The organism is Proteus sp. G4380, assembly GCF_963885725.1.
Taxonomy (GTDB): Bacteria; Pseudomonadota; Gammaproteobacteria; order Enterobacterales; family Enterobacteriaceae; genus Proteus; species Proteus mirabilis.
Genome location: NZ_CAWPAV010000167.1, coordinates 1 through 24,822 on the forward strand (window position 1 = coordinate 1; position 24,822 = coordinate 24,822).

General features: G+C 40.5%; 18 protein-coding genes. 8 read left to right on the plus strand and 10 right to left on the minus strand.

Annotation, left to right across the window (positions count from 1 at the left end):
- Positions 1-119: 119 nt before the first annotated feature.
- Positions 120-1,394, minus strand: a complete 1,275-nt coding sequence (locus AACU98_RS14855; RefSeq protein WP_004249170.1) for a S8 family peptidase — start codon at positions 1,392-1,394, stop codon at positions 120-122.
- A gap of 343 nt (positions 1,395-1,737) precedes the next feature.
- Here AACU98_RS14855 and dusA point away from each other — a divergent pair, with 343 nt between their 5' ends.
- Positions 1,738-2,772, plus strand: coding sequence for a tRNA dihydrouridine(20/20a) synthase DusA (gene dusA, locus AACU98_RS14860; RefSeq protein ID WP_004249169.1), 1,035 nt, complete (start codon positions 1,738-1,740; stop codon positions 2,770-2,772).
- A gap of 106 nt (positions 2,773-2,878) precedes the next feature.
- Here the strand turns inward: dusA and AACU98_RS14865 are convergent, their stop codons facing one another.
- On the minus strand, positions 2,879-3,862 hold the full coding sequence (locus AACU98_RS14865) for an NADPH:quinone reductase (RefSeq protein WP_161735028.1): 984 nt from the start codon (positions 3,860-3,862) through the stop codon (positions 2,879-2,881).
- A gap of 167 nt (positions 3,863-4,029) precedes the next feature.
- On the opposite strand from AACU98_RS14865, the gene dnaB reads away from it, so the two are divergent.
- The 3 genes from dnaB to AACU98_RS14880 are packed head-to-tail and all read left to right on the plus strand — an operon-like array spanning position 4,030 to position 7,820.
- Positions 4,030-5,439 carry a replicative DNA helicase gene (dnaB, locus tag AACU98_RS14870; protein ID WP_004245896.1) on the plus strand — a complete coding sequence of 470 codons (1,410 nt, stop codon included), beginning with the start codon at positions 4,030-4,032 and terminating at the stop codon, positions 5,437-5,439.
- A 40-nt stretch (positions 5,440-5,479) separates the two neighbouring features.
- Complete coding sequence (gene alr / locus AACU98_RS14875; protein WP_004245898.1) at positions 5,480-6,571, plus strand: alanine racemase; 1,092 nt, start codon at positions 5,480-5,482, stop codon at positions 6,569-6,571.
- A gap of 55 nt (positions 6,572-6,626) precedes the next feature.
- Complete coding sequence (locus tag AACU98_RS14880) at positions 6,627-7,820, plus strand: amino acid aminotransferase (protein ID WP_012368490.1); 1,194 nt, start codon at positions 6,627-6,629, stop codon at positions 7,818-7,820.
- Between the two features lie 121 nt (positions 7,821-7,941).
- Here AACU98_RS14880 and AACU98_RS14885 read toward each other — a convergent pair whose 3' ends face one another.
- The 3 genes from AACU98_RS14885 to uvrA all read right to left on the minus strand — a co-directional run bounded on the left by AACU98_RS14885 (position 7,942) and on the right by uvrA (position 14,171).
- A complete protein-coding gene (locus tag AACU98_RS14885) occupies positions 7,942-9,291 on the minus strand; it encodes an L-cysteine desulfidase family protein (RefSeq protein WP_004245900.1) in 1,350 nt (449 codons plus the stop codon).
- Positions 9,292-9,352: 61 nt separating this feature from the next.
- The gene (locus AACU98_RS14890; protein WP_036895726.1) at positions 9,353-10,684 is read right to left on the minus strand and encodes an amino acid permease; all 1,332 of its coding nucleotides are present in this window, start codon (positions 10,682-10,684) and stop codon (positions 9,353-9,355) included.
- A gap of 652 nt (positions 10,685-11,336) precedes the next feature.
- The gene (uvrA, locus tag AACU98_RS14895; protein WP_004249165.1) at positions 11,337-14,171 is read right to left on the minus strand and encodes an excinuclease ABC subunit UvrA; all 2,835 of its coding nucleotides are present in this window, start codon (positions 14,169-14,171) and stop codon (positions 11,337-11,339) included.
- 252 nt (positions 14,172-14,423) lie between these two features.
- On the opposite strand from uvrA, the gene ssb1 reads away from it, so the two are divergent.
- Together ssb1 and zur are read left to right on the plus strand one after the other, a co-directional pair.
- Positions 14,424-14,948, plus strand: a complete 525-nt coding sequence (gene ssb1 / locus AACU98_RS14900) for a single-stranded DNA-binding protein SSB1 (protein ID WP_004249162.1) — start codon at positions 14,424-14,426, stop codon at positions 14,946-14,948.
- A gap of 341 nt (positions 14,949-15,289) precedes the next feature.
- The gene (gene zur, locus AACU98_RS14905) at positions 15,290-15,820 is read left to right on the plus strand and encodes a zinc uptake transcriptional repressor Zur (protein WP_004245904.1); all 531 of its coding nucleotides are present in this window, start codon (positions 15,290-15,292) and stop codon (positions 15,818-15,820) included.
- A 188-nt stretch (positions 15,821-16,008) separates the two neighbouring features.
- Here zur and lexA read toward each other — a convergent pair whose 3' ends face one another.
- Both lexA and AACU98_RS14915 read right to left on the minus strand, forming a co-directional pair.
- Complete coding sequence (gene lexA, locus AACU98_RS14910) at positions 16,009-16,620, minus strand: transcriptional repressor LexA (protein WP_004245906.1); 612 nt, start codon at positions 16,618-16,620, stop codon at positions 16,009-16,011.
- Between the two features lie 127 nt (positions 16,621-16,747).
- Complete coding sequence (locus tag AACU98_RS14915) at positions 16,748-17,119, minus strand: diacylglycerol kinase (RefSeq protein WP_004245908.1); 372 nt, start codon at positions 17,117-17,119, stop codon at positions 16,748-16,750.
- Positions 17,120-17,249: 130 nt separating this feature from the next.
- Here AACU98_RS14915 and plsB point away from each other — a divergent pair, with 130 nt between their 5' ends.
- Positions 17,250-19,733, plus strand: coding sequence for a glycerol-3-phosphate 1-O-acyltransferase PlsB (plsB, locus tag AACU98_RS14920; protein WP_161735030.1), 2,484 nt, complete (start codon positions 17,250-17,252; stop codon positions 19,731-19,733).
- Positions 19,734-19,846: 113 nt separating this feature from the next.
- On the opposite strand, the gene ubiA is transcribed toward plsB, so the two are convergent.
- From ubiA to pgi, 3 genes are all read right to left on the minus strand, one after another.
- Entirely contained in the window at positions 19,847-20,701 is an 855-nt protein-coding gene (gene ubiA / locus AACU98_RS14925; protein WP_161735032.1) for a 4-hydroxybenzoate octaprenyltransferase, read from the minus strand.
- A 28-nt stretch (positions 20,702-20,729) separates the two neighbouring features.
- Positions 20,730-21,239, minus strand: coding sequence for a chorismate lyase (ubiC, locus tag AACU98_RS14930; protein WP_004245914.1), 510 nt, complete (start codon positions 21,237-21,239; stop codon positions 20,730-20,732).
- A 221-nt stretch (positions 21,240-21,460) separates the two neighbouring features.
- Positions 21,461-23,107 carry a glucose-6-phosphate isomerase gene (pgi, locus tag AACU98_RS14935; protein ID WP_004250104.1) on the minus strand — a complete coding sequence of 549 codons (1,647 nt, stop codon included), beginning with the start codon at positions 23,105-23,107 and terminating at the stop codon, positions 21,461-21,463.
- A gap of 264 nt (positions 23,108-23,371) precedes the next feature.
- On the opposite strand from pgi, the gene lysC reads away from it, so the two are divergent.
- Positions 23,372-24,742, plus strand: a complete 1,371-nt coding sequence (gene lysC, locus AACU98_RS14940; protein WP_004249155.1) for a lysine-sensitive aspartokinase 3 — start codon at positions 23,372-23,374, stop codon at positions 24,740-24,742.
- Positions 24,743-24,822 lie beyond the last annotated feature (80 nt).

Here is a 24,822-nt window from a genome sequence, read left to right on the forward strand (position 1 = left end):
ACAAATCATTCTATCGCGGTATTTTCAAGTCTAAAACAGACTTAAAAAAGATTATTTTCAGCAAGATAAATACTAAAAATACCTTCCATAGTCTTAAGCCATAGAAGGTATCCTTTCTATTAATTATATTGGATTAAATTTTTTAAATGTAAGATGGCATTATTCACATTAGGCAAAGGGCCAATCTTTTCATTTAATGATGGATAGGTTCCTGTTTTAATCAGTAGCTCTCGCATCTCTATTGGCGTTAATACCGTGTTGGTTTTATCTTTATACCAAGATTGAATAACTGCAGCCGCCCCCGCGACTAATGCACAGGCTGATGATGTTCCACTAAAATTAGCCGTATATTTGTTATTCCCATCACCATGAAAAAGATCACCATATCCGGCAGTAGTCACATCTTCTCCCCATGCTTGCACATGAATGGGGGAGCCATGCGTTGAGAAAGGTAAACGATTTAGCGTATAAGGCGAGCCCGCACCGACACGTATAGAGTGGTTATCGCTACGTTGACGATAGCTATCATAAAAAGGTAAATCGAGATCAACCCCCCCATTGCCGGCAGCCATGATCACAATAATCCCCGCTTCTGTTAATGTACGAGTTGCCTCCCAGATATGCATTTCATAATCAGCAGGAACATAAGCATGATGTTCACAAACTGTCTGCATCTCATATAAAACAATATCACCCGCGTGTAATTTCTGTTTACTGGCAATAATTGCTTCAATACGACCACTGCTTAATTCTGATATGGCATAAAACATATCTAATTTATAAGCAAGCCCAGTAATACCTTTACCGTCTTTTTTCCCCATAATTAACCCCGCCACTGCCGTACCATGGTCGGCTTGATCGGTTTTTTCAGTTAAAGGAAAAAGTGGCGTGATATTATTAGCTAACAAATCGGGATGTGATAAATCAAAATCCCACTCAATATCGGCCACCTGTATACCTTGTCCATAAGCATTTTTATTCCAAGCGTCTATAATACCTAACCCAGTTATTTCATTTGATTTTATTTTTGGGGTTTTTAAATAATGCTGATGGCGAGTTAAATCCGGCGTAATATTAGGTGGCTGTACAGGTAATTTTGGAATTTTTTGCACATATTCTATATCAGGATGTTGTTTTAATATTTTAATAATTTCATCTAATGTATATGTGTTATCATTAGGTAAATTTAAATAATAGTAATCATTTAAATGATTTGATGTAAGAGAAAGATGATTTTTAGGTGGTAATTGTGATGATGATAATACTGGAACAAAAGAAATATTAGATAAAAATGTATTATATTGATTATGGTAACCAGAGCGTAATAGTTTTTTATTTTGATCAAGTGAATGTATATTTTTTAGTTTGACTAGTATTTTCCTTTCAATATTCATAACCAATGCTCCTTTTCTATTTTTTATTTTTACTTTTGTTTTATAACGTAGATTTTTGAGCATTGGCTATTTTCATTTTTAATAGCATTGAGATAAATTTAATTATTAAGATAATATACTGTGTATTAGTCGCCCCTCTCATATCGAACTAAACACATTCCTCCATCAAGCAAATGGCGTAGCAAGTAGCAATAACTTGACCAAAATGCATCTACTTTAATCTTTAATACTTATCTTTCTGGCTGTATCATACTTAACAACTTGCTATGTTATACTACTCCTTTATTTCTACCTTTATGTTCATCAGGGTAGTCGCCATCTAAATCGACGAAAGAATTACAGCATGTCAGAAAATACAGAACGCAATAAAACAACAGAAAATCACCCTATTAATGATAATAAAAGAACAGATAATTTGAATCGCTTCTCTGTTGCACCTATGCTCGATTGGACTGATCGCCATTGCCGTTATTTCTTTCGCCAGCTTACCAAAAATACTTTGCTGTATACTGAAATGGTCACAACAGGTGCCATTATTCATGGCAAAGGTGATTATTTAAAATATAGCAACGAAGAGCACCCGATCTCATTACAGCTTGGCGGCAGTGATCCACAAGCGTTAGCGCAATGTGCAAAATTGGCACAAGAGCGTGGCTATGATGAAATTAATTTAAATGTAGGTTGCCCTTCTGATCGGGTACAAAATGGACGCTTTGGTGCTTGTTTAATGGGTGAAGCACAACTCGTTGCAGATTGCGTGAAAGCTATGCGTGATGTGGTCGATATTCCTGTGACGGTAAAAACACGTATTGGCATCGACAACCAAGATAGTTATCAATTTCTATGTGATTTTATTGATACCGTCAGCCGTGATAATAACTGCGATACCTTTATTATTCATGCTCGCAAAGCTTGGTTATCGGGATTAAGCCCCAAAGAAAACCGCGAAGTGCCTCCTTTAGATTATCCTCGTGTTTATCAATTAAAACGTGATTTCTCACATCTCACTATGGCAATTAATGGGGGAATTAAGTCACTAGAAGAGGCGCAGGAGCACTTAAAATATATGGATGGTGTTATGGTAGGTCGCGAGGCTTATCAAAATCCATCAATATTGGCTCATGTGGATCACGTGCTTTTTGATAATCAGTTACCTGTTACTAATGCCGTCGCTGCCGTAAAAGCTATGTATCCTTATATTGAAAAAGAGCTCTCACAAGGCACTTATTTAGGTCATATCACCCGCCATATGTTGGGAATTTTCCAAGGTATTCCTGGGGCGAGACAATGGCGTCGTCATTTAAGTGAAAATGCCCACAAACAAGGTGCTGATTTAACCGTGCTAGAGAATGCGCTTAAGTTTGTGACCGAAAAATAGTCCTTTTTAACCCGTGATAAAAATCCATCTTACTCAAATTGCTTAATCAACTATTTAGTTAATCAGTTAATAAAGATGGATTTTTTATACTTGTAACCTTTAAAAACTATGGGATCAATAGACTTGAACCTTGAGATTGACGACTTTCAAGATAACGGTGTGCGGCTTTAGCATCAGCTAATGCAAATTTCTGATTATCTGGCACACTGACATCAATTTTACCACGACCAATTAACGTAAATAGTGCTTCACTTGCTGCATCTAACTCTTCGCGCGTCGTAATGTAGCCGGAAATAGAAGGACGAGTAACATAAAGTGAACCCAATTTATTAAGAATACCTAAATCAACCCCTGTTACCGCACCAGAAGCGTTACCAAAACTGACCATTAAGCCTCGGCGTTGCAAACAGTGCAACGAATCCAACCAAGTTGCTTTGCCAACAGAATCATACACAACGGGTACTTTTTGGTTATTGGTGAGCGCAAGGACACGTTCAACAATAGATTCAGTTTGATAGTTAATCACTTTCCATGCACCTGCGGCCTTAGCTTTAGCCACTTTCTCATCACTGCCTGCGGTACCAATCATTTTAGCGCCAATCGCTTTCGCCCATTGGCTGGCAATTAGTCCGACGCCACCCGCCGCTGCATGGAATAAAAAGGTTTCCCCTGCACGTAATTTGTATGTTTCATTGAATAGATAATAAACCGTTAATCCTTTCAAAAAAGAGGCGGCGGCTTGTTCAAAAGAGATATTATCAGGCAGGCGAGCTACTTTATTTTCTGGTACATTATGCGTATCGCTGTAGGCGCCTAATGGAGATTGTACATATACAACTCTATCCCCTTCTTTAAGTGAAGTAACATGAGCGCCTGTTTTAATCACAACACCGGCAGCTTCAGTTCCTAAGCCACTTGGGAAATGCTCTACTGGATATAATCCGCTACGCACATAAGTATCAATATAATTAATGCCAATGGCTTTATTGGCAACCTGTACTTCGTTATCGCCTAGAGGGGCGGGGGTAAATGAAGTTAGCTCGAGTACATCGGCATTACCATGAGCTGCAAACTGAATGCGTTTAGCCATCGTAATCTCCTTTATAAGATTGATGATTGACCTAGGATTATATAAACCAGCGTTGTAACGACCTGTAGAGATAATGACAAATGATCGTTATTTCTACAAGGCACAGATTATTGGGTTAGCGTATACTAATGCGCTGATTGATATTTTTTCGACTTTGTGCAGGATTTATGGCCAGAAACAAGACCACTGACAAGCTAATGTCTGAGATAAAAGATCGCCAAATGGAAGGGTTGAAGCTTCCCCCCCATTCGCTAGAAGCCGAACAATCGGTGTTAGGCGGTCTAATGATAGATAACGAGCGTTGGGATAATGTCTCCGAGCGTGTCACTGCCGATGATTTTTATAGCCGACCTCATCGCACTATTTTTGCGCAAATGCAGCGTTTACTTGAGCTGGGTAAACCTATTGATCTGATAACCTTATCAGAAGCACTAGAACAAAACGCAGAATTAGAAAGCGTTGGAGGCTTTGCTTATTTAGCAGAACTATCCAAAAATACGCCAAGTGCAGCCAATATTAACGCTTATGCCGACATTGTACGTGAGCGTGCTGTCGTTCGCGATATGATCAAAGTCGCCAATGAAATTGCTGATGCTGGATTTGATCCCCAAGGACGCACCAGCGAAGATCTGCTCGATTTTGCTGAATCTCGCGTCTTTCAAATTGCCGAAACCCGCGCCAATAAAGATGAAGGGCCAAAAGCAATTGATGCCATTTTAGAAGAAACCGTTGAAAAAATAGAGCAACTCTACCAAAAACCTCATGATGGTGTGACGGGGGTATCCAGTGGCTATCAAGATCTGGATAAAAAAACTGCCGGACTGCAAAAATCAGATTTAATTATTGTCGCAGCACGTCCTTCTATGGGTAAAACTACCTTCGCGATGAACTTATGCGAAAATGCGGCAATGACGGAAGAAAAACCTGTACTTATCTTTAGTTTAGAGATGCCAGGTAACCAAATCATGATGCGTATGCTCGCTTCATTGTCTCGCGTGGATCAAACCCGTATTCGTACTGGGCAACTTGACGATGAAGATTGGGCGCGTATTTCAAGTACCATGGGTATTTTGCTTGAAAAACGTAATATGTATATTGATGATTCCTCTGGTTTAACCCCCACCGAGGTGCGCTCTCGTGCCCGAAGAATTTATCGTGAACATGGCGGTTTAAGCCTAATCATGATTGACTACTTGCAGTTAATGAGAGTACCTTCATTATCTGAGAACCGAACTTTAGAAATTGCTGAAATTTCACGCTCTTTGAAAGCATTAGCTAAAGAATTACAGGTTCCTGTTGTCGCTCTGTCACAGTTAAACCGTAGTTTGGAACAACGTGCTGATAAGCGCCCAGTTAACTCTGACTTACGTGAATCGGGCTCTATTGAGCAAGATGCCGACTTGATTATGTTTATCTATCGTGACGAAGTTTATCACGAAAATAGCGACCTAAAAGGGGTGGCAGAAATTATCATTGGTAAACAGCGTAATGGCCCTATCGGTACGGTAAGATTGACCTTTAATGGTCAATGGTCTCGCTTTGATAACTACGCAGGCCCTGCTTACGACGACGAATAACCATCCACCTTGACGGAATAAAAGGAAATAGAGAAATAACATGAAAGCGGCAACCGCAGTAATAGATCGCCGCGCTCTGCGTCACAATTTTCAGCATGTAAGAGACTATGCACCACATAGCCACCTGATAGCTGTCGTGAAAGCAAACGCTTATGGTCATGGGTTATTAGAAACAGCATATACTTTAATGGATGATGCTGATTGTTTTGGCGTAGCACGTATCGGTGAAGCCTTAACATTACGTAGTGGGGGGATTGTGAAACCCATCCTACTACTTGAAGGCTTCTTTGATGCTGTTGATTTACCCATTTTGGTGGTTAACCATATTGAGACTGTTGTTCATAGTGAAGAGCAACTCGAAGCGTTAGAAAATGCCGATTTAGAAGAACCCGTAAAAGTCTGGATGAAGCTCGATACTGGAATGCATCGTTTAGGCGTCCGTCCTGAAGAAGCTGAGGCTTTTTATCAACGACTTTGTGCTTGTAAAAATGTCCAACAACCCGTCAATTTGGTCAGTCATTTTAGTCGCGCGGATGAGCCTGATATTCCTGAAGTCACACAAAATCAAATTCAGCTATTTCAAGCCTTTATCCAAGATAAAGCGGGTGATAAATCTATCGCTGCTTCTGCGGGAATTTTATTTTGGCCACAAGTCCATTATCAATGGGTTCGCCCTGGGATCATCACATACGGTATCTCACCAACGGGTGATAACAGAACAGGTAAAGACTTTGGTTTAACCCCGGCAATGACACTAAAAACGAGCCTTATTGCGGTTCGTAAACATAAAGCAGGTGAACCCGTTGGTTATGGTGGTACATGGGTAAGTGAAAAAGATACTTATCTGGGTGTTATTGCTATCGGTTATGGTGATGGTTACCCACGTAGTGCACCTTCTGGTACTCCTGTTTGGATCAACGGTCGAAAAGTGCCGATTGTTGGACGCGTTTCCATGGATATGATCAGCGTCGATTTGGGATCTGAGCTAATTGATCGTGTCGGTGATGAAGCTATTTTATGGGGAGATGTGCTACCCGTAGAAGAAATTGCCAAATATAGTGGTATTAGCGCGTACGAATTAATTACCAAATTAACTTCGCGCGTCATTATGGAATACCTAGACGAACAATAGCACACAAGATATTGTATCTATCTGGCACACAAAAAGTGATTGGAGAATAAAAGCCGTGTTTCAACAGGTTGAAGCGTTTGCGGGAGATCCGATTCTCTCATTAATGGATGTCTATAATAAAGATCCACGTCAAGATAAAATTAACCTAAGTATTGGTCTTTATTATGATGAAGAAGGCAAAACCCCCATTCTAGGCACTGTGTCTGTGGCGCGTCAGCAGCTTAATGCGATGACACCTACCGCAACACTGTATTTGCCAATGGAAGGACTCGCCCCTTATCGCCACGAAGTACAGACTCTCCTTTTTGGTGCTGATAACCCGCTTATTGCAGACAAAAAGATTGCTACCATACAAACATTAGGTGGCTCCGGAGCGCTAAAAGTCGGCGCAGATTTTCTACATCGCTATTTTCCAAGCTCTGAAGTTTGGATCAGTGATCCCACTTGGGACAATCATGCGTCTATTTTTGCGGGCTCCGGTTTTAAAGTAAATTATTATCCTTATTTTGATCCCGAAACCAAAGGGGTCAAATTCGATGCATTAATAGATTGCTTTAAAAAACTTCCTGAAAAAAGCATCGTACTGATGCACCCATGTTGCCATAATCCAACAGGATCCGATCTCACCAAAGCACAATGGGATCAGGTCATTGAGATCCTCAAAGCGCGTCAAGCAATCCCTTTCCTTGATATTGCTTATCAGGGATTTGCTGAAAGTTTAGATGATGATGCTTATGCGGTTCGCGCTATGGCAAAAGCAGGGTTACCTGTATTAGTCAGTAACTCATTCTCTAAAATCTTCGGGATTTATGGGGAACGGGCGGGTGGCTTATCGATTGTATGTGATAACGCGAAAGAGTGTGAGCATGTATTAGGGCAATTAAAAGCGGGCGCACGTCGTATCTATTCAAGTCCTGCTAACTATGGCGCACAACTGGTTAATCAAGTTTTATCAGATCATGTATTAACCGCACAATGGCAAAAAGAAGTGGCTCATATGCGTGACCGCATCAAAGAGATGCGTGTGACTTTAGTTAATGCCTTAAAAGAAGCATTACCTGAGAAAAACTTTGATCACTTATTAACACAACGCGGTATGTTCAGTTATACCGGCTTTTCACCAGAGCAAGTAGATAGATTACGTGAAGAGTTTGGTATTTACCTGATTGGTACAGGTCGTGTTTGTATGGCGGGTGTCAATAACAATAATGTGCAGCGCATTGCACAAGCCTTTGCAGCCGTCAGTTAATTAATATAACCAACCATTCGTTGCTGATATTAGCTTAAAAAAATACCTGCCTATTTTCATAAGCAGGTATTTTCTTTACTGCATTACAACATTTTTCACTGTCTTTTTAGGTCTTTGCCTTTTATGCATTGACAGCTTGCTGCTTTTCCCCAGCATTACGGCGTGCTTTTTCTTCCATGATCTCAATAATTTGAATATCTGTATGTTGCATTGCACGACTGGCTAATGCGCAGAGATTCGCAATTGAACTATCAACATCATCACTGACAATCCCGTCAGTGCCCGCTACACTTTGATTTTGCATCGCCATTAAAACGGCTTTATACGCACTCGCTGCACTACTTGATACTTTCATTGCACAGCTATTCGACGCGCCATCACAGATAATGCCACTAATATCACCAATCATACTGTTGATTGACATACTTACAGTGGTGAAGTCTTTAGTCAGTAGCCATGCCATACCCGCAGCCGCCCCCATTGATGCAGTGGTTGCCGCACACAATGCAGACAGAGGTGGGAAATGGCTATGAACATAAATCGCCATTAAGTGCGATAAAACTAATGCCCGTAATAAAGTTTCGTCATCTGCTTGAATAAATTCAGCAACTACCATTACCGGCAATGTCGCAGCAATGCCTTGATTACCGGAGCCTGAGTTACTCATAGCAGGTAATACAGCGCCCCCCATACGTGCATCTGAAGCGGCAGACGTTCTTATCATGATTTCACTCAGTAAATCCTTACCTAATAAGCCATTCTCTTGCTGTGAAACCAGCGTCCGCCCTATCGCCAATCCATAACTATTTTTTAGCCCTTCTTCTGATAAAGCACCATTTAGATAAGCCGCATCAAGCATAAAGGCGACTTGATCTATAGGTACATTGAGTGCAAAGCGATAAATATCTTCAGCACAAACCGTCGCAAAAGGCTTTTCTTCTACGCTATCCCCGGCATGAGTCAAACTCGTTTTATCATCCTCAAAAACAACTTTGCCATTACACTCACAGCGCACAACATGGGTATGCTCTTTAGCAATACTGACAATGGCATAACCTGACTGACCATATACTTTTGCTTCGGAGTAGAGTACATCACTACATGGCGTTTTCACGCCAACCGTCACTTTTCCTTCAGCAACCAATGTCTTAGCCTGAGCGATAGCTTGTGGTGATGCTGTAAGTAATACTTCAAGGCCAGCATCTGGATTACCTCCTGTCGCCCCTAATGCAGCCGCGATGGGTAATCCCGCCATTCCCGTTCCTGGTACTGTTACGCCCATTCCGTTTTTCATTAAATTAGGCGAAACCCACGCTTCAATACCAACAACAGGCTCAGCTAATAATGCGGTTGCTTTTGCCGCAGCTAATGCCAATGAAATCGGCTCAGTGCAACCTACTGCTGGCTTAACACCTTCACGTAATTGACGAATAAACTGCGACCATAAATGAGAATTATTGTTCTGGCTCATAATCTAACACCTTGGATTAATATCGTTTTTAATAACAGCTAACTCGAACCGCAGTTGACGACTATGAGAATGCCAAGAACGGAGAAACACAAAGTAGCAAACCCGTAAAGATAATCAGATAAAGTGATGCGCCTTTGTATTTATGTAACATCGGTACTTTGTACACTAGGTATGCAGGGATAAGACAACCGACCATACCAAAGATAGGACTACAAATTGAGGTAAAGCTCAGTACTGGTGCATTGAGAATAATGGCGCCCCAAGCTAACAGCACAGCAAAGATCATAATGCCGTTTTGTACCCATTTTTCATTGATTTTTTCAACGGGCATCATGCGTTGCAGAATATTCATCACAATCCCTTGTGTTGCTTCACGGAAACCGAGATAGACACCAAAGAATGCGGTCATTACTGCGAAAATATTCAGCATCACACTCACTACGGTTACCCAACCACCAGGGAAGAATTTTGCCGCAATCGCTAATGCAGAGATATTTTGCTCATAAGCTTTTACTGCTTCATCATGTCCCATTGCTAATGTGAAGGAGACCGCATAGAAAAACACCGTACAGAACAACACACCGAAAGCGATATTCATTGCACGTAATGCTTTATGACGCGCTACTTCACGATTTTGGTTACGACTACGATAAGAGATAACCATTGGGCTTAATGTTTGGATAAACAAAATAGAAGTTAATGTAAAAGGTAGTGTGATAATGGCTTCTTTAATTAAACGTCCGGCAGGTGGTAATGCGCCAACATTATACAGATGCCACATACCAATCATTGAAAGACCTAATGCCGCAACAACCAGTAGTTTTGTCATTACCATAAAGCTTGATAGCTTAAACAGTAATTGTTCACCACGAGAAGAAATAGCCACTAACGCACAGATTAAAATCAGACCATAGAACGGATTTTCTGATAATAAACCGTCAGTCACACCAAAAGTTTGTAGATAAGAAGCACTGTCATTCGTGATAGCTGTGGAATAGACAAACATCCAAATCACTAACATCACAAAATAGAGTGCACCTAATAAAATACCCCAGTTTTTACCGAGATAACCGGTGATAACGCTTGGGTAGTCTTTACACTCAGGAGATTCAGCCAACGTATTAATAAATAGGCGTTGGAAAAGGTACATTGCGGGGTAACCAATCACGGAGGAAAGTAAGAAAACCCACAATCCCATTAAGCCAACCTGTACAGGTAAAAAAACAATCCCTGCACCGATAGCCATACCGATACTCATGATAACCCAGCCCACATCATTGCCGTCAAATTTAATTGCTGCACGCCATTGTTCTTCTGTCATACCTGCTCGGCGAGCTCCAGCACTAGTTGCGGGATAGCTTGTTGTCTCTGTTTTTGAGGAAGCCGTTTCCATATTAGTACTCACTTTTTATATTGTAATTGTTAATAGCAAAACGAATTTTGGGGGTAAAAAGAACTATCTAACTTTGCGATGACCTAATAGCCTTACTTTTTGCAGGTATTTTTATTATGGGTAAATGATAGGAAATATTGCGGAGAAAAAAGTTGTTATAAATCGTGATAGCTGAAAACGTTTTGGGAAATAATTCTCTCACAAGGAGAAAAGTAGGATTATCTGTTCAAAGGGAACAGTAAATAATAACCTTCCCCCTACGGCAACCTTTTAATTCACATAACACATTGAAATATAACACAATATCACTATTGTTATACAATAATAGTCAAGTATAACAAATGAAACAAATCCATGAATAAACTGTGCTATGCATCACGATATACTATGATAATCCTTTCTATTTAGCTTTGTTATCTCGTATTTAGTTAAAATAATGTAATAAAACAGCAGAATTAACTATTTATTCTTTTTTTTATAAAAAGAGTGTTAATTATATAAAAAGCGGCTATCAGCGTGACTGACGAAAAAAGAATAGTTTTATCTAATAGAATTAATTTCTCTAATAAAATATCAAATTCCTTTTTATAAAGAAAAACGCTACAAACAAAATTTGTAGCGTTTAGACAAGAAGTGCGTAAACCGTGTGCTATTAATAACCGCGCTCTAAAATTGGTTTCAAAAACCTTGCCGTGTGGGAGCCTTCAAAGTCAGCAACTTGCTCTGGCGTACCGGATATCAAGATCTGACCACCTCCACTGCCCCCTTCAGGCCCTAAATCAACGATCCAGTCAGCGGTTTTGATCACATCGAGGTTATGCTCAATCACCACAATTGTATTACCCTGATCACGCAACTGATGGAGCACATCAAGAAGTAACTCAATATCGGCAAAGTGCAAACCCGTGGTCGGTTCATCCAAAATATAGAGGGTTTGGCCTGTACCCCGTTTTGACAACTCTTTGGCTAATTTAACCCGTTGTGCTTCACCACCCGATAACGTAGTGGCAGATTGTCCTAAACGAATATAAGAGAGTCCCACATCAATCAATGTTTGTAGCTTACGCGCTAATGCAGGCACCGCATCAAAAAACTCTCTTGCTTCTTCGATTGTCATATCTAGCGCTTCGTGAATATTTTTCCCTTTATATTTAATCTCAAGGGTTTCACGATTATAACGTTGCCCTTTACACTGATCACAAGGCACATACACATCAGGTAAAAAGTGCATTTCAACTTTTAATACACCATCGCCTTGGCAAGCTTCGCAACGCCCCCCCTTCACATTAAAACTAAAGCGCCCCGGCGTATAACCGCGAGTTCGTGATTCTGGTACACCAGCAAAAAGTTCACGGATCGGGGTAAATACTCCGGTATAAGTCGCAGGGTTGGAACGTGGCGTACGACCGATAGGACTTTGGTTAATATCAATCACTTTATCAAAGTGCTCTAATCCCTCAACATCTAAATAAGGTGCTGGCACGCTATTAGTGGCGCCATTTAATTGACGTTGAGCAATGGGGAATAACGTATCATTAATTAAGGTTGATTTACCCGAGCCAGATACACCAGTAATACAAGTAAATAAACCAACAGGTATTTTTAAATTAACGTTTTTTAGGTTATTACCTTTCGCCCCTAAAATAGTGAGCATTTTTTCGCGATCAACAGGAACACGCTTTTCAGGGATAGCAATACGGCGTTCGCCACTTAAGAATTTACCGGTTAATGAGTTGGGATTATTAACAATATCTTCCAGTGTACCCTGAGCGACTATCTCACCACCATGAACGCCAGCACCCGGCCCAATATCAATAATATGATCAGCGGCACGGATAGCGTCTTCATCATGCTCAACGACGATCACCGTGTTACCTAAATCACGCAAGTGGATCAACGTTTCCAGTAGGCGATCGTTATCGCGTTGATGCAAACCAATTGAAGGCTCATCAAGTACATACATTACCCCAACTAATCCAGCACCAATTTGGCTTGCTAGGCGAATACGCTGCGCTTCGCCGCCTGATAATGTCTCCGCTGAACGAGAAAGAGTGAGGTAATTTAATCCCACATTGACCAAGAATTTTAATCTGTCACCAATCTCTTTTAATACTTTTTCGGCAATTTTCGCTCGCTGACCACTGAGTTTTAGATTTTGGAAAAAGCTCATCGCATGACCAATACTGTAATCCGCAATTTCAGGTAACGTGGTATTTTCAACATACACATGGCGAGCTTCGCGACGTAAGCGAGTACCTCCACAAGAGGCACAAGGACGATTGCTAATATATTTAGCTAACTCTTCACGCACCGCACTCGATTCTGTTTCACGATAGCGGCGCTCCATATTATTTAATACCCCTTCAAAAGGATGATGGCGGACCACAACATCCCCTCGATCATTGGTGTATTTAAATTCAATATTTTCTTTACCTGAACCGGATAAAATCACTTTCTGGATCTTGTCGGGTAATGAGTCAAAGGGGGCTTCAACATCAAAATGATAGTGCTCGCCTAATGAGCGCAACATTTGGAAATAGTAAAAATTGCGCCGATCCCACCCTTTAATCGCACCACCGGCCAGAGAAATTTCTCGATTCTGGATCACCAAATCAGGATCGAAAAATTGTTGAACCCCTAAACCATCACAAGTAGGACACGCACCTGCGGGGTTATTAAAAGAGAATAACCGTGGCTCTAGTTCACTCATGCTATAACCACAAATAGGACAGGCAAAGTTTGCAGAAAAAACAATATCTTCAGCACTGCTATCGTCCATATCAGAGATAACAGCAGTACCGCCAGAAAGCTCTAATGCGGTTTCAAAAGATTCTGCTAAACGTTGAGCCAGATCGTCACGAACTTTAAAGCGATCAATGACCACTTCAATGGTGTGCTTTTTCTGTAACTCCAAGGTAGGGGGATCTGATAAATCACACACTTCACCATCGATACGAGCACGAATATAGCCTTGTGCAGCAAGATTATTGAGTAATTTTACATGCTCACCTTTGCGCTCTTTTACGATTGGCGCCAATAACATTAAGCGTTTACCTTCAGGTTGCGCTAAAACATTATCCACCATTTGGCTTACCGTTTGAGCCGCTAAAGGGATATCGTGATCAGGACAGCGCGGTTCACCCACACGTGCAAATAATAGACGTAGGTAATCGTGGATCTCGGTAATGGTACCGACCGTTGAGCGTGGGTTATGTGATGTCGATTTCTGCTCAATCGAAATAGCGGGCGATAACCCTTCAATATGATCAACATCAGGCTTTTCCATTAAGGAAAGAAACTGACGAGCATAAGCTGAAAGCGATTCAACGTAACGCCGTTGGCCTTCCGCATAAAGCGTATCAAAGGCTAAAGAGGATTTACCTGAGCCAGAAAGTCCCGTAATAACAATAAGTTTATCGCGAGGAATGACCAAATTGATATTTTTTAGGTTATGGGTGCGAGCGCCCCGTACTTCGATTTTATCCATGAATATATCCCGGATTAAGTGAGTCGCCGAAAAAGAAAGAATCGGATAATTATGACACAAAACTAGCTGAATGGATATACAGTATATATATTGAAACTGAATGATAATGAAAATTTGCCATATTAAGACAATAAAATGTCGATCCTGTTCTCAATGGAGAAATTCATTACTCATCATATTCAAATTTTAGCTTACGTGATAAACTTCATCGCTTATGATTTCAAAAAATTTACTTTCGCAGGAGTACCTCACATGGCGAGCAGAGGCGTTAACAAAGTTATTCTTATCGGTAATTTAGGGCAGGATCCAGAAATCCGTTATATGCCAAGTGGTGGTGCAGTGGCAAATCTGACACTAGCAACTTCAGAAAGCTGGCGCGACAAACAAACCGGTGAAATGAAAGAGAAAACCGAATGGCACCGTGTGGTCATTTTCGGCAAACTAGCAGAAATTGCTGGCGAGTATCTGCGTAAAGGTTCACAAGTTTATATTGAAGGTCAATTACAAACACGTAAATGGCAAGATCAAAGTGGTCAAGATCGCTACAGCACTGAAGTTGTGGTGAATATCGGTGGCACAATGCAGATGTTAGGTGGCCGTGGTGGTCAAGATAATGCACCTTCACAAGGCCAAGGCGGTTGGGGTCAACCTCAGCAACCACAAGCATCACAACAGTTTAGTGGTGGCGCACCATCTCGCCCAGCACAACAACCCGCAGCGGCACCAGCGCCAAGTAATGAACCACCAATGGACTTTGATGACGATATTCCGTTCTGACGGTTACTTAAGAACTTACCTTATCTTCTAAGTCATATAACATCAAACGCTAAAGCCTGTTATATCATTAACGGGCTTTTCTTTGTTTCATGCTTATCCCGCATTTGCCAATCATATTGTCACACCTTGTCTATTTCCCATTGACTATTACTCGTTCATCATTGGCGTTAAGATAAGTCTTGTGAATGAGTATTAGCCCCTTTCACCATGGTTAGATTTGATTTACTGATAATGACAATTTATAGCGTTATTTTCTCAAAATCCCACTTTCCACAAAGGTTTGCTCAAAAAAAATATGGTAAGATCATCGTAATTAATCACGTCTGAGAGCATCCTATCCTATGAATGAAGAGAAATTGCTCGCTCAGGCAGAAAAGATCTGCCAGAAACGAGGTGTTCGCCTGACTTCACAACGTCTGGCAGTATTGCGTCTGATCATGCAACAACCTACCGCAATCAGCGCTTATGATTTATTAGATTTATTACGCCAAGTAGAGCCTCAAGCTAAACCACCTACCGTATATCGTGGATTGGAATTTCTACTTGAACAAGGTTTTATTCACAAAATAGAATCCACCAATAGCTATGTGCTTTGTCATCATTTTGATGATGCTGAGCATACATCGGTGATGTTAATTTGTGATCGTTGCTTATCAGTCACAGAAAAAAGTAGCCATAAAATTGAAGGGGCGATCACCACACTCGCTAAAGATAATGGCTTTCATTTACGCCATAGTGTGATTGAAATTCATGGGCTGTGCGCTCAGTGCCATGAAGCCCAAGCCTGTACACATCCGGAAGGTTGTCACCATGATCATAGTATGGATGATAATCTTAAGCAGAAAAAAACCGGTGACTATAAGCCTCGTTAAGCAGATAAAAGATAAAAGTCAGCGGAACATATGTTTTTTTGTATAAATTAAAAACAGAAAATGCAGATGATTTTATGTTTTTACACATCATCTGCATCTTTTTGACGTTCTCCCCGCCCTGATGAACTGGAGAACGAGGCTTCGGCGCATCTGGTACAATAATTTGTATTGAATGAATTAGATACAAATTACAGCCATTCGCCGTTACGGATAACCCCTACTGCTAATCCTTCCACAGTAAAGCTCTGCTCACGTAAATCAACGATAATAGGTGAAAACTCTGGATTTTCTGCGTGCAGTTCTATCTTACTACCGACTTTCTTAAATCGTTTTACAGTTACTTCATCTTCAATACGTGCGACAATCACTTGGCCATTATGGACATCTTGTGTTTTATGCACAGCAAGTAGATCGCCATCCATAATACCAATATCTTTCATCGACATACCATTAACACGCAGTAAAAAATCTGCGCTCGGTTTAAAAAGCATAGGATCAACTTGATAATGGCTTTCGATATGCTCTTGCGCTAAAAGTGGTTCACCGGCTGCAACTCGCCCAATTAATGGTAAGCCTTCAGGCTCTTCTTCAAGTAGCAAACGGATACCTCTAGACGCACCAGAGACAATTTCTATCACGCCTTTGCGAGCAAGTGCTTTTAAATGCTCTTCTGCCGCATTAGGTGAGCGAAAACCAAGTTGGGAAGCGATTTCCGCCCGTGTTGGTGGCATACCCGTTTGCGAAATGTGATCACGAACCAAATCGTAAACCTGCTGCTGCCTTGCAGTTAATGCTTTCATTCCGCCCCCTGTTTGTTTATACAGTCAGACTGTGAGTATATACAGGTATATGCCGATTGGGAACTACAAATGCATATAAAACACGCATCTTTGCATTATTTTTCGACAATTGTCGATTTTTTTTACTTTATGCAAAAAAATGATGCCAAAGAATGGTTCCCCAAGTAAATAATCCCAATATAATAGCGACGAGAACGGCAGCTGATCCCATATCCTTTGCTCGTCCTGATAATTCATGACGTTCTGTACCAATGCGATCGACGACAGCTTCTATAGCACTATTGACCAGTTCTAAAATAACGACAAGGACGACTGAACCAATCAATAAAATGCGCTCTAGAACACTGACATCGATAAAAAATGCAAGGATAATTGCTATTAAGGTCACAATAGCTTCTTGTCTAAAAGCGGCTTCATTGATCCAAGCGGCGCGTAAGCCCTGATATGAATAGCCACCAGCTTTAATGATTCGGGTAAGACCTTTATTTTGATTAGCCATAATAAACTCTATCGAAAACAAACGATTATTTTGCCACTTTTCTCTATTAATATTGTCACAGCACCACAGATCTACGAAAGACTTTCTGTTATGCTTTCGAAGTATTGCTAATAAGAGGCTACAACTATTTATGTCAGCTTGGCGTAAACTATATTATAACACATTGAATTTACCACTGAAATTGTTGGTAAAAAGTAAACGAGTTCCGACTGATCCTATCACTGAGTTAGGCTTAGATACGTCGCGATCTTTCCTTTATGTTCTGCCTTATCACTCTAAAGCAGACTTACTGACATTACGTCAGCAATGTTTATCTCTTGGCTTGCCAGATCCTCTGCAACCCATAGAAATTAACGGAACCAAACTGCCAGCCTACGTCTTTATTGACGATGGTCCTAGAGTATTCCGTTACTACTCTCCCGATCCGCGTAAAGATTCAGTGAAAACATTCCATGCTTATCTTGATGCTCATCGTAACAATCCGCATCTTGATATTGAAATGTTACCTGCTTCAGTGATGTTCGGTCGCTCACCGGGTCGAGAAGGTCATAATGGTGTCCCCCATTTGCGCTTATTAAATGGGATCCAAAAATTTATTGCCATCCTCTGGCTAGGTCGAGATAGTTTTGTCCGTTTCTCGCCGACCGTATCCATGCGCCAAATGGCGAATGAACATGGAACCGATACCAGCATTGCTCGAAAACTTGCGCGTGTGGCACGTATTCACTTTTCACGTCAGCGTTTAGCAGCAGTTGGCCCAAAACTACCTGCACGCCAAGATCTCTTCAATAAACTATTGGCATCCAAAGCCATTGAAAAAGCCATTGAAGATGAAGCAAAAGCGAAAAAAATTACGCTTGATAAAGCACGTAAAAATGCCACTGATATCATGGAAGAGATCGCCGCTAATTTCTCTTATGAAGCGGTACGAATGACTGATCGTGTATTAAGCTGGACATGGAATAAGCTCTATCAAGGTATCAACGTTTTTAATGCAGAACGTGTGCGCCAACTTGCGCAAGATGGACATGAAATTGTCTACGTACCTTGTCACCGTAGTCATATGGACTACTTATTGCTTTCCTATGTACTTTATCATCAAGGATTGGTTCCCCCACATATTGCTGCGGGTATTAACCTTAATTTCTGGCCAGCAGGACCGATTTTCCGCCATTTAGGGGCTTTCTTTATTCGTCGAACCTTTAAAGGAAATAAACTTTATTCAACCATCTTCCGGGAATATTTAGGTGAATTATTCTCTCGAGGCTACTCTATTGAATATTTTGTTGAAGGTGGACGCTCCCGTACAGGTCGACTGTTAGATCCTAAAACAGGGACGCTGTCAATGACCGTGCAAGCCATGTTACGTGGTGAGACACGCCCTATTTCCATCGTTCCCATTTATATTGGCTATGAGCATGTCATGGAAGTTGCCACTTATGCCAAAGAGTTGCGTGGTGCGACAAAAGAGAAAGAAGGTTTTATGCAGATGATCAGAGGATTGCGTAAACTACGTAACCTTGGTCAAGGCTATGTCAATTTTGGTGAACCTATTTCGCTATCACAATACCTTAATCAGGCAGTGCCTGACTGGCGCGATGATATTGATCCCATTGAGCCACAACGTCCAAGCTGGTTAAATCCTGCAGTTAGTGCGTTAGCGGATAATATTATGGTCAATATTAATAATGCCGCTTCGATTAATGCGATTAACCTTGTCTCTACGGCGTTGCTAGCGTCCCGTCAGCGAGCATTAACTAAAGAACAATTATTAGAGCAAATAGATTGTTATCTACAGTTACTGCGTAATGTGCCTTACTCATCAGATATGGTTGTCCCCGATAAAAGCTCAGAGACATTATTAGCACACGCCTTGCAAACAGATAAATTCCAAGTTGAGCAGGATAGTCTTGGTGATATTATTATATTGCCTCGTGAAAGTGCCGTATTGATGACTTATTATCGCAATAACACCATTCACTTAATGGTTACACCATCATTAATTGCGAGCATTGTCTTGCATCACGAGCGTATTCACCGTGATGACTTAATGAAACAGATAGAATTAATTTTCCCTCTTATCAAAGCTGAGTTGTTTATTCGCTATGAAAAAGAGGAGTTACCTGATGTGGTTAATACACTGATTAGTGAGCTTTGTCGCCAACGTCTAATTTGCTGTGCTGATGATGGCATATTACGGATCAATCCAGCACGTATTCGCCCATTACAGCTTTTAGCAGCAAGTGTTAGAGAAACGCTACAGCGTTATGGTATTACGCTCTCTCTACTCAATTTTGCTCCTGAAATTAGCCGTGCACTATTAGAAAGAGAAAGCCGCATTTTGGCGCAACGACTTTCTGTATTGCATGGTATTAACGCACCTGAGTTCTTTGATAAAGCGGTTTTCTCCACTTTAGTTTCTACACTGCGTGAAGAAGGTTATCTCAAAGATAATGAAGATATCCTCAAAGCAGATGCCTCTGCACTTTACCAAGTTATTGCGAAATTAATGTCACCAGAAATTCGTTTAACCATTGAGAGTGTAGGCGTTACTGAAGATAACAATTCAGCACAAGCGATTGAGGAAAACCCTGAATCCAACATGGATAAGTAGTTGCTTAATAGCAAATCGCGCTATAATCAGTAATAGAAAAGGGATAAGCAATTGGCTTATCCCTTTTATTTTTATGCAACTTCAGTGCTCAGCTAGTGCTGGTAATATATTTATTAGAAATAATTAAATAAAATACCTGCGAATAAAACAAAACCAACATAATTATTATTCATAAACGCTTGAAAACAAGGGGATCTTTCCCGTTCAGCAATTAATTTCTGTTGATAAATAAACAGGGCTGTCACGAGTAACAATGACCAATAATAGATCCCTTTCATATTCAGCAAAACGCCAATCGCCACTAATAATGCCAACATCACTAACTGTAAAATACCAATAATGATTTTATCGTAACGACCAAACAGAATGGCTGTCGATTTCACCCCTATTTTTAAATCATCATTGCGATCGACCATGGCATATTGAGTGTCATACACAACAGACCAGATAATATTGACCAAAAAGAGTAACCAACATACTAAAGGTAGTGTTTCAGAAACTGCAGCAAATCCCATAGGGATAGACCAACCAAAGGCCATACCTAAAATTAATTGAGGCAAATTACTAAAACGTTTTACAAAAGGATAAAACCATGCGAGTGCAAGTGCGGCAATAGATAACCAAATGGTCATGGTGTTTAACGTAAGCACTAATCCAAACGAAAACAGCACCAAGACAATAAAGATAATCTTGCTCTCTTTCTCCGTTACAGCACCACTAGGTAATGGTCTATTTTTAGTTCGTTCAACGTTGCCATCAATTTTTCTGTCAGCAAAGTCATTTATTACACACCCAGCGGCACGCATGGAAAACACACCTAGAGTAAATACAATTAGGATATGCCAGTCAGGAAAGCCTTTAGCGGCGATCCATAATGCCCAATACGTTGGCCAAAGTAATAATAGCGCTCCAATAGGCTTATCTATACGCATTAAACGGCTATACGCCTGCCATTTATTGTGCGTCATACTTCCCTCCAATTTTAGCTCCCCCTAACTACTGCTTATATACAGGTGATGCAGGCAAAAACACCTCAGTTAATAATAAAGGTTTATCTGAAAGCTGGAAACGGGAACGACGTAACCAATGTCCATTTTGTTGCCCAATATGAATAAAATCACGACTTAAGGTTGTTTCCTGGAACAGATAACGTCCTAATGGCACCGTACGCAAATTCACTAATTGGCGATCTTCACCCGTTAATGTCTCTTCCGGCACTAATGTTCGCCCTAATAACCAAGGTACATTATCCCCACAAAGGACGATTTCTCTTAGCCAATAGCGTCGGCTATAAGGTAAACACTTTTGTTCATCAGCAGGCTCGATATATTCAATAAAACCTTCTTGATATGGCATTACCGTCACTTGATGGCAATGTTGCTCAAAACGTCGTGTCATTGAACCTAATTCCAGCAGCCAACTTAAGGTATTTTCTGCGACTTCTTCACGCTCTTCATCTGATAACCAGTGAATAGGTGCGTGAGTAATTATGGATTTTTTAAACATTCTTTCATCATCACAACTATGATGATCCTAACTTTATAAATCATTATGCACTAAGGATATCATGATGTAGCGATAGGAAGTTAAAAGCTGATAACATTTCGTATAAATAATCTAAAAAAACGTTAAAAGATAATCAGAATTCACTCAAATTGAGAAAAAACAAAGGAGGTCACCATCAACCTCCTTGGTTATAAGCGCTTAATCACACTTAATTTATTCTCTTAACGCCATGCTTTGTAACGATTAATTAAATTATTTGTTGAACTATCATGACTGTTAACACTTTCCTTACCTTTTAACTCTGGCAATATGCGATTAGCTAATTGTTTGCCCAACTCAACGCCCCATTGGTCAAAGGTGAAGATATTGAAAATTACACCTTGTACAAAGATTTTATGTTCATACATCGCAATTAACGCGCCTAATGAATAGGGAGTGATCTCTTTTAAAAGAATGGAGTTGGTGGGACGATTCCCTTCAAACACTTTAAATGGTGCCACATATCCCATGGTTGCAGGATCTTTTCCTGCTGAGGCAAACTCTGCATCGACTTGCTCACGAGTTTTACCAAATGCTAATGCTTCGGTTTGTGCAAAGAAGTTCGACATTAGTTTTGCATGATGATCAGATAATGGATTATGGCTGATCGCTGGTGCAATAAAATCACAAGGGATCAGTTTGGTTCCTTGATGAATTAATTGATAAAACGCATGCTGGCCATTAGTCCCCGGCTCTCCCCAAATAATAGGTCCGGTTTGGTAACTGACTTTGTTTCCATCACGGTCGATATATTTACCATTGGATTCCATATTACCTTGTTGGAAGTAAGCAGCAAAACGGTGCATATATTGATCGTATGGCAGAATCGCTTCAGTTTCGGTACCAAAAAAATTGTTATACCAAATGCCAATAAGCGCCAATATCATCGGAATATTATTTTCAGCTTCAGTGGTTCTAAAGTGATTATCCATAGCATGAGCACCAGACAGTAACTGCTCAAAGTTGTCATAACCAATAGATAATACAATGGATAAACCAATTGCTGACCATAATGAGTAGCGGCCACCAACCCAATCCCAAAACTCAAACATATTTGCGGTATCAATACCAAATTTTTCTACTTCAGCACTATTAGTTGATAACGCAACAAAGTGTTTCGCGACAAAAGCACTCTCTTTAGCCGCAGATAAGAACCAATCTCTTGCAGAGTGTGCATTAGTCATGGTTTCTTGTGTGGTAAAGGTTTTTGAAGCAATCAAGAATAGCGTTGTTTCTGGATCGCATTTTTTCAAGGTTTCTGCAATATGTGTACCATCAACATTAGAAACAAAATGCATGGTCAAGTGGTTTTTATAAGGGCGCAGTGCTTCTGTCACCATATACGGGCCTAAATCAGAACCACCAATACCGATATTGACCACATCAGTAATCGCTTTACCTGTGTAACCTTTCCATTCACCACTAATCACACGCTCACTAAATACTTTCATTTTATGCAATACAGCATTGACTTCTGGCATCACATCTTTGCCATCGACCATAACCGGTGTATTGCTACGGTTGCGTAATGCGGTGTGGAGTACCGCACGATCTTCCGTACAGTTGATTTTTTCACCGCTAAACATGCTCTTTATCGCACCAGCAACATCACACTCTTTAGCCAGAGCCTGTAATTTATCTAATGTTTCTTGGGTGATACGGTTTTTTGAAAAATCGACTAGAATTTGGTCTGAAAACGTTCTTGAAAAGGTGTTAAAGCGTGATGGATCTTGAGAGAACAGTGTTTTCATTTCTGTATCTTTCATCACGGCAAAATGGTCTTCTAATGCCTTCCAAGCTAAGGTATGAGTTGGGTTTACATTTTTCATTCACAATACTCTCTTAAGATTACAATCCGATACTCTCAGATTGTAGCCTGTCATTTAATAGTTACGGTCAATTCTTTCTTATTTGATGATATTCGTCAAAACCATTCAACAAATCTAGTATTAATTACTTACATAGGCAAAACCGATAATCTTTGAGTGATTATTAATTAAATTGATTATCCTTCACTCTTGATTGACTCTTTTGGCAATAACCGATATTCCTAACTGTGTTTAACATCTCACTGGGACTAAAGGAATACAACAATGAAAGATAATACTGCAACACCTTCATCACCTTTTACTATCGCCAAATTTGGTGGCACTAGCGTGGCAAATTTTGCGGCGATGGAAAAGTGTGCAGATATTATCTTAAAACAGAAATCAGTCCGTGTGGTGGTTCTTTCTGCTTCAGCGGGGATCACCAATTTGCTTATCGAACTTGCGACAGGTGTTGAAGCAACACAAAGAGCCGCTTTATTGGCTCAAGTTCGTGATATTGAATACGCCATCATCAATCAACTATCACAAGCAGAAATTATTTCTCAAGAAATAAACCGCTTATTGGAAAATATTGAAATGCTGTCAGAAGCGGCAGCCTTGGCAACTTCTGATGCGTTAACCGATGAGTTAGTCAGCCACGGTGAATTGATGTCAACGTTATTGTTTGTTGAACTGTTACGTGAAAAAGGAATAAGTGCAGATTGGTTTGATGTCAGAAAAGTGATGAAAACCAACGATCTGTTTTGTCATGCTGAGCCAGATATGGCGCAATTAACTGAGTTAACACAAAGTTTAATTCAGCCCCGTTTAACAGAAACCGTGATTGTTACCCAAGGTTTTATCGGACAAGAGCCTAAAGGAAAAACCACCACCTTAGGGCGTGGCGGAAGTGATTATACTGCGGCACTGATTGGTGAAGCATTAGGGATGTCACGTGTCGATATTTGGACTGATGTGCCTGGTATTTATAGCACTGATCCAAGAATAGTCCCGCAAGCACATCGTATTGATCATATTGCTTTTGATGAAGCGGCTGAAATGGCAACCTTTGGTGCTAAAATTCTCCATCCCGCAACGTTATTACCTGCAGTGCGTAGTGGTATTCCTGTGTTTGTCGGCTCAAGCAAAGCACCAGAAGAAGGTGGCACATTGGTTTGTGCACAAACTGATAATCCGCCTGTGTTTCGTGCCATTGCACTACGTAGAAACCAGACACTACTTACCCTGCATAGTTTGAAAATGCTTCATGCCCGTGGTTTTTTGGCAGAAATATTTACCATTTTATCACGCCACCATATTTCGGTTGATGTGATAACCACATCAGAAGTCAGTATTGCTTTAACATTGGATACCACAGGTACCACTAGCTCATCAGGCAGTCTGTTAACTAATGCTTTATTAACAGAATTATCCGCATTATGTCGCGTGGAAGTAGAAGAAGATCTGGCATTGGTCGCTATCATTGGTAATTCACTATCGCAAGTCAATGGCTTAGGAAGCCAGATTTTTGGCACTTTAGAGGATTATAATATTAGAATGATAAGTCATGGTGCGAGTACCCATAACTTATGTTTATTAGTGGATGGCAAAGATGCAGATAATATTGTCAGAAAACTACACGATACGTTATTTTAAATAATGAATAGTTACATTCTAAAGGGAGCCAATGCTCTCTTTAGATTTTTTAAACCACACTTATGAAGTATATTTGCAAT

Coding starts and splice junctions, on each gene's coding strand:
- AACU98_RS14855 (WP_004249170.1), bottom strand. CDS start 1,394: ATGAATATTGAAAGGAAAATACTAGTCAAACTAAAAAATATACATTCA.
- plsB (WP_161735030.1), top strand. CDS start 17,250: ATGTCAGCTTGGCGTAAACTATATTATAACACATTGAATTTACCACTG.
- ubiA (WP_161735032.1), bottom strand. CDS start 20,701: ATGACGCACAATAAATGGCAGGCGTATAGCCGTTTAATGCGTATAGAT.
- lexA (WP_004245906.1), bottom strand. CDS start 16,620: ATGAAAGCATTAACTGCAAGGCAGCAGCAGGTTTACGATTTGGTTCGT.
- AACU98_RS14890 (WP_036895726.1), bottom strand. CDS start 10,684: ATGGAAACGGCTTCCTCAAAAACAGAGACAACAAGCTATCCCGCAACT.
- AACU98_RS14865 (WP_161735028.1), bottom strand. CDS start 3,862: ATGGCTAAACGCATTCAGTTTGCAGCTCATGGTAATGCCGATGTACTC.
- alr (WP_004245898.1), top strand. CDS start 5,480: ATGAAAGCGGCAACCGCAGTAATAGATCGCCGCGCTCTGCGTCACAAT.
- dnaB (WP_004245896.1), top strand. CDS start 4,030: ATGGCCAGAAACAAGACCACTGACAAGCTAATGTCTGAGATAAAAGAT.
- lysC (WP_004249155.1), top strand. CDS start 23,372: ATGAAAGATAATACTGCAACACCTTCATCACCTTTTACTATCGCCAAA.
- dusA (WP_004249169.1), top strand. CDS start 1,738: ATGTCAGAAAATACAGAACGCAATAAAACAACAGAAAATCACCCTATT.
- AACU98_RS14885 (WP_004245900.1), bottom strand. CDS start 9,291: ATGAGCCAGAACAATAATTCTCATTTATGGTCGCAGTTTATTCGTCAA.
- pgi (WP_004250104.1), bottom strand. CDS start 23,107: ATGAAAAATGTAAACCCAACTCATACCTTAGCTTGGAAGGCATTAGAA.
- zur (WP_004245904.1), top strand. CDS start 15,290: ATGAATGAAGAGAAATTGCTCGCTCAGGCAGAAAAGATCTGCCAGAAA.
- ssb1 (WP_004249162.1), top strand. CDS start 14,424: ATGGCGAGCAGAGGCGTTAACAAAGTTATTCTTATCGGTAATTTAGGG.
- AACU98_RS14915 (WP_004245908.1), bottom strand. CDS start 17,119: ATGGCTAATCAAAATAAAGGTCTTACCCGAATCATTAAAGCTGGTGGC.
- uvrA (WP_004249165.1), bottom strand. CDS start 14,171: ATGGATAAAATCGAAGTACGGGGCGCTCGCACCCATAACCTAAAAAAT.
- ubiC (WP_004245914.1), bottom strand. CDS start 21,239: ATGTTTAAAAAATCCATAATTACTCACGCACCTATTCACTGGTTATCA.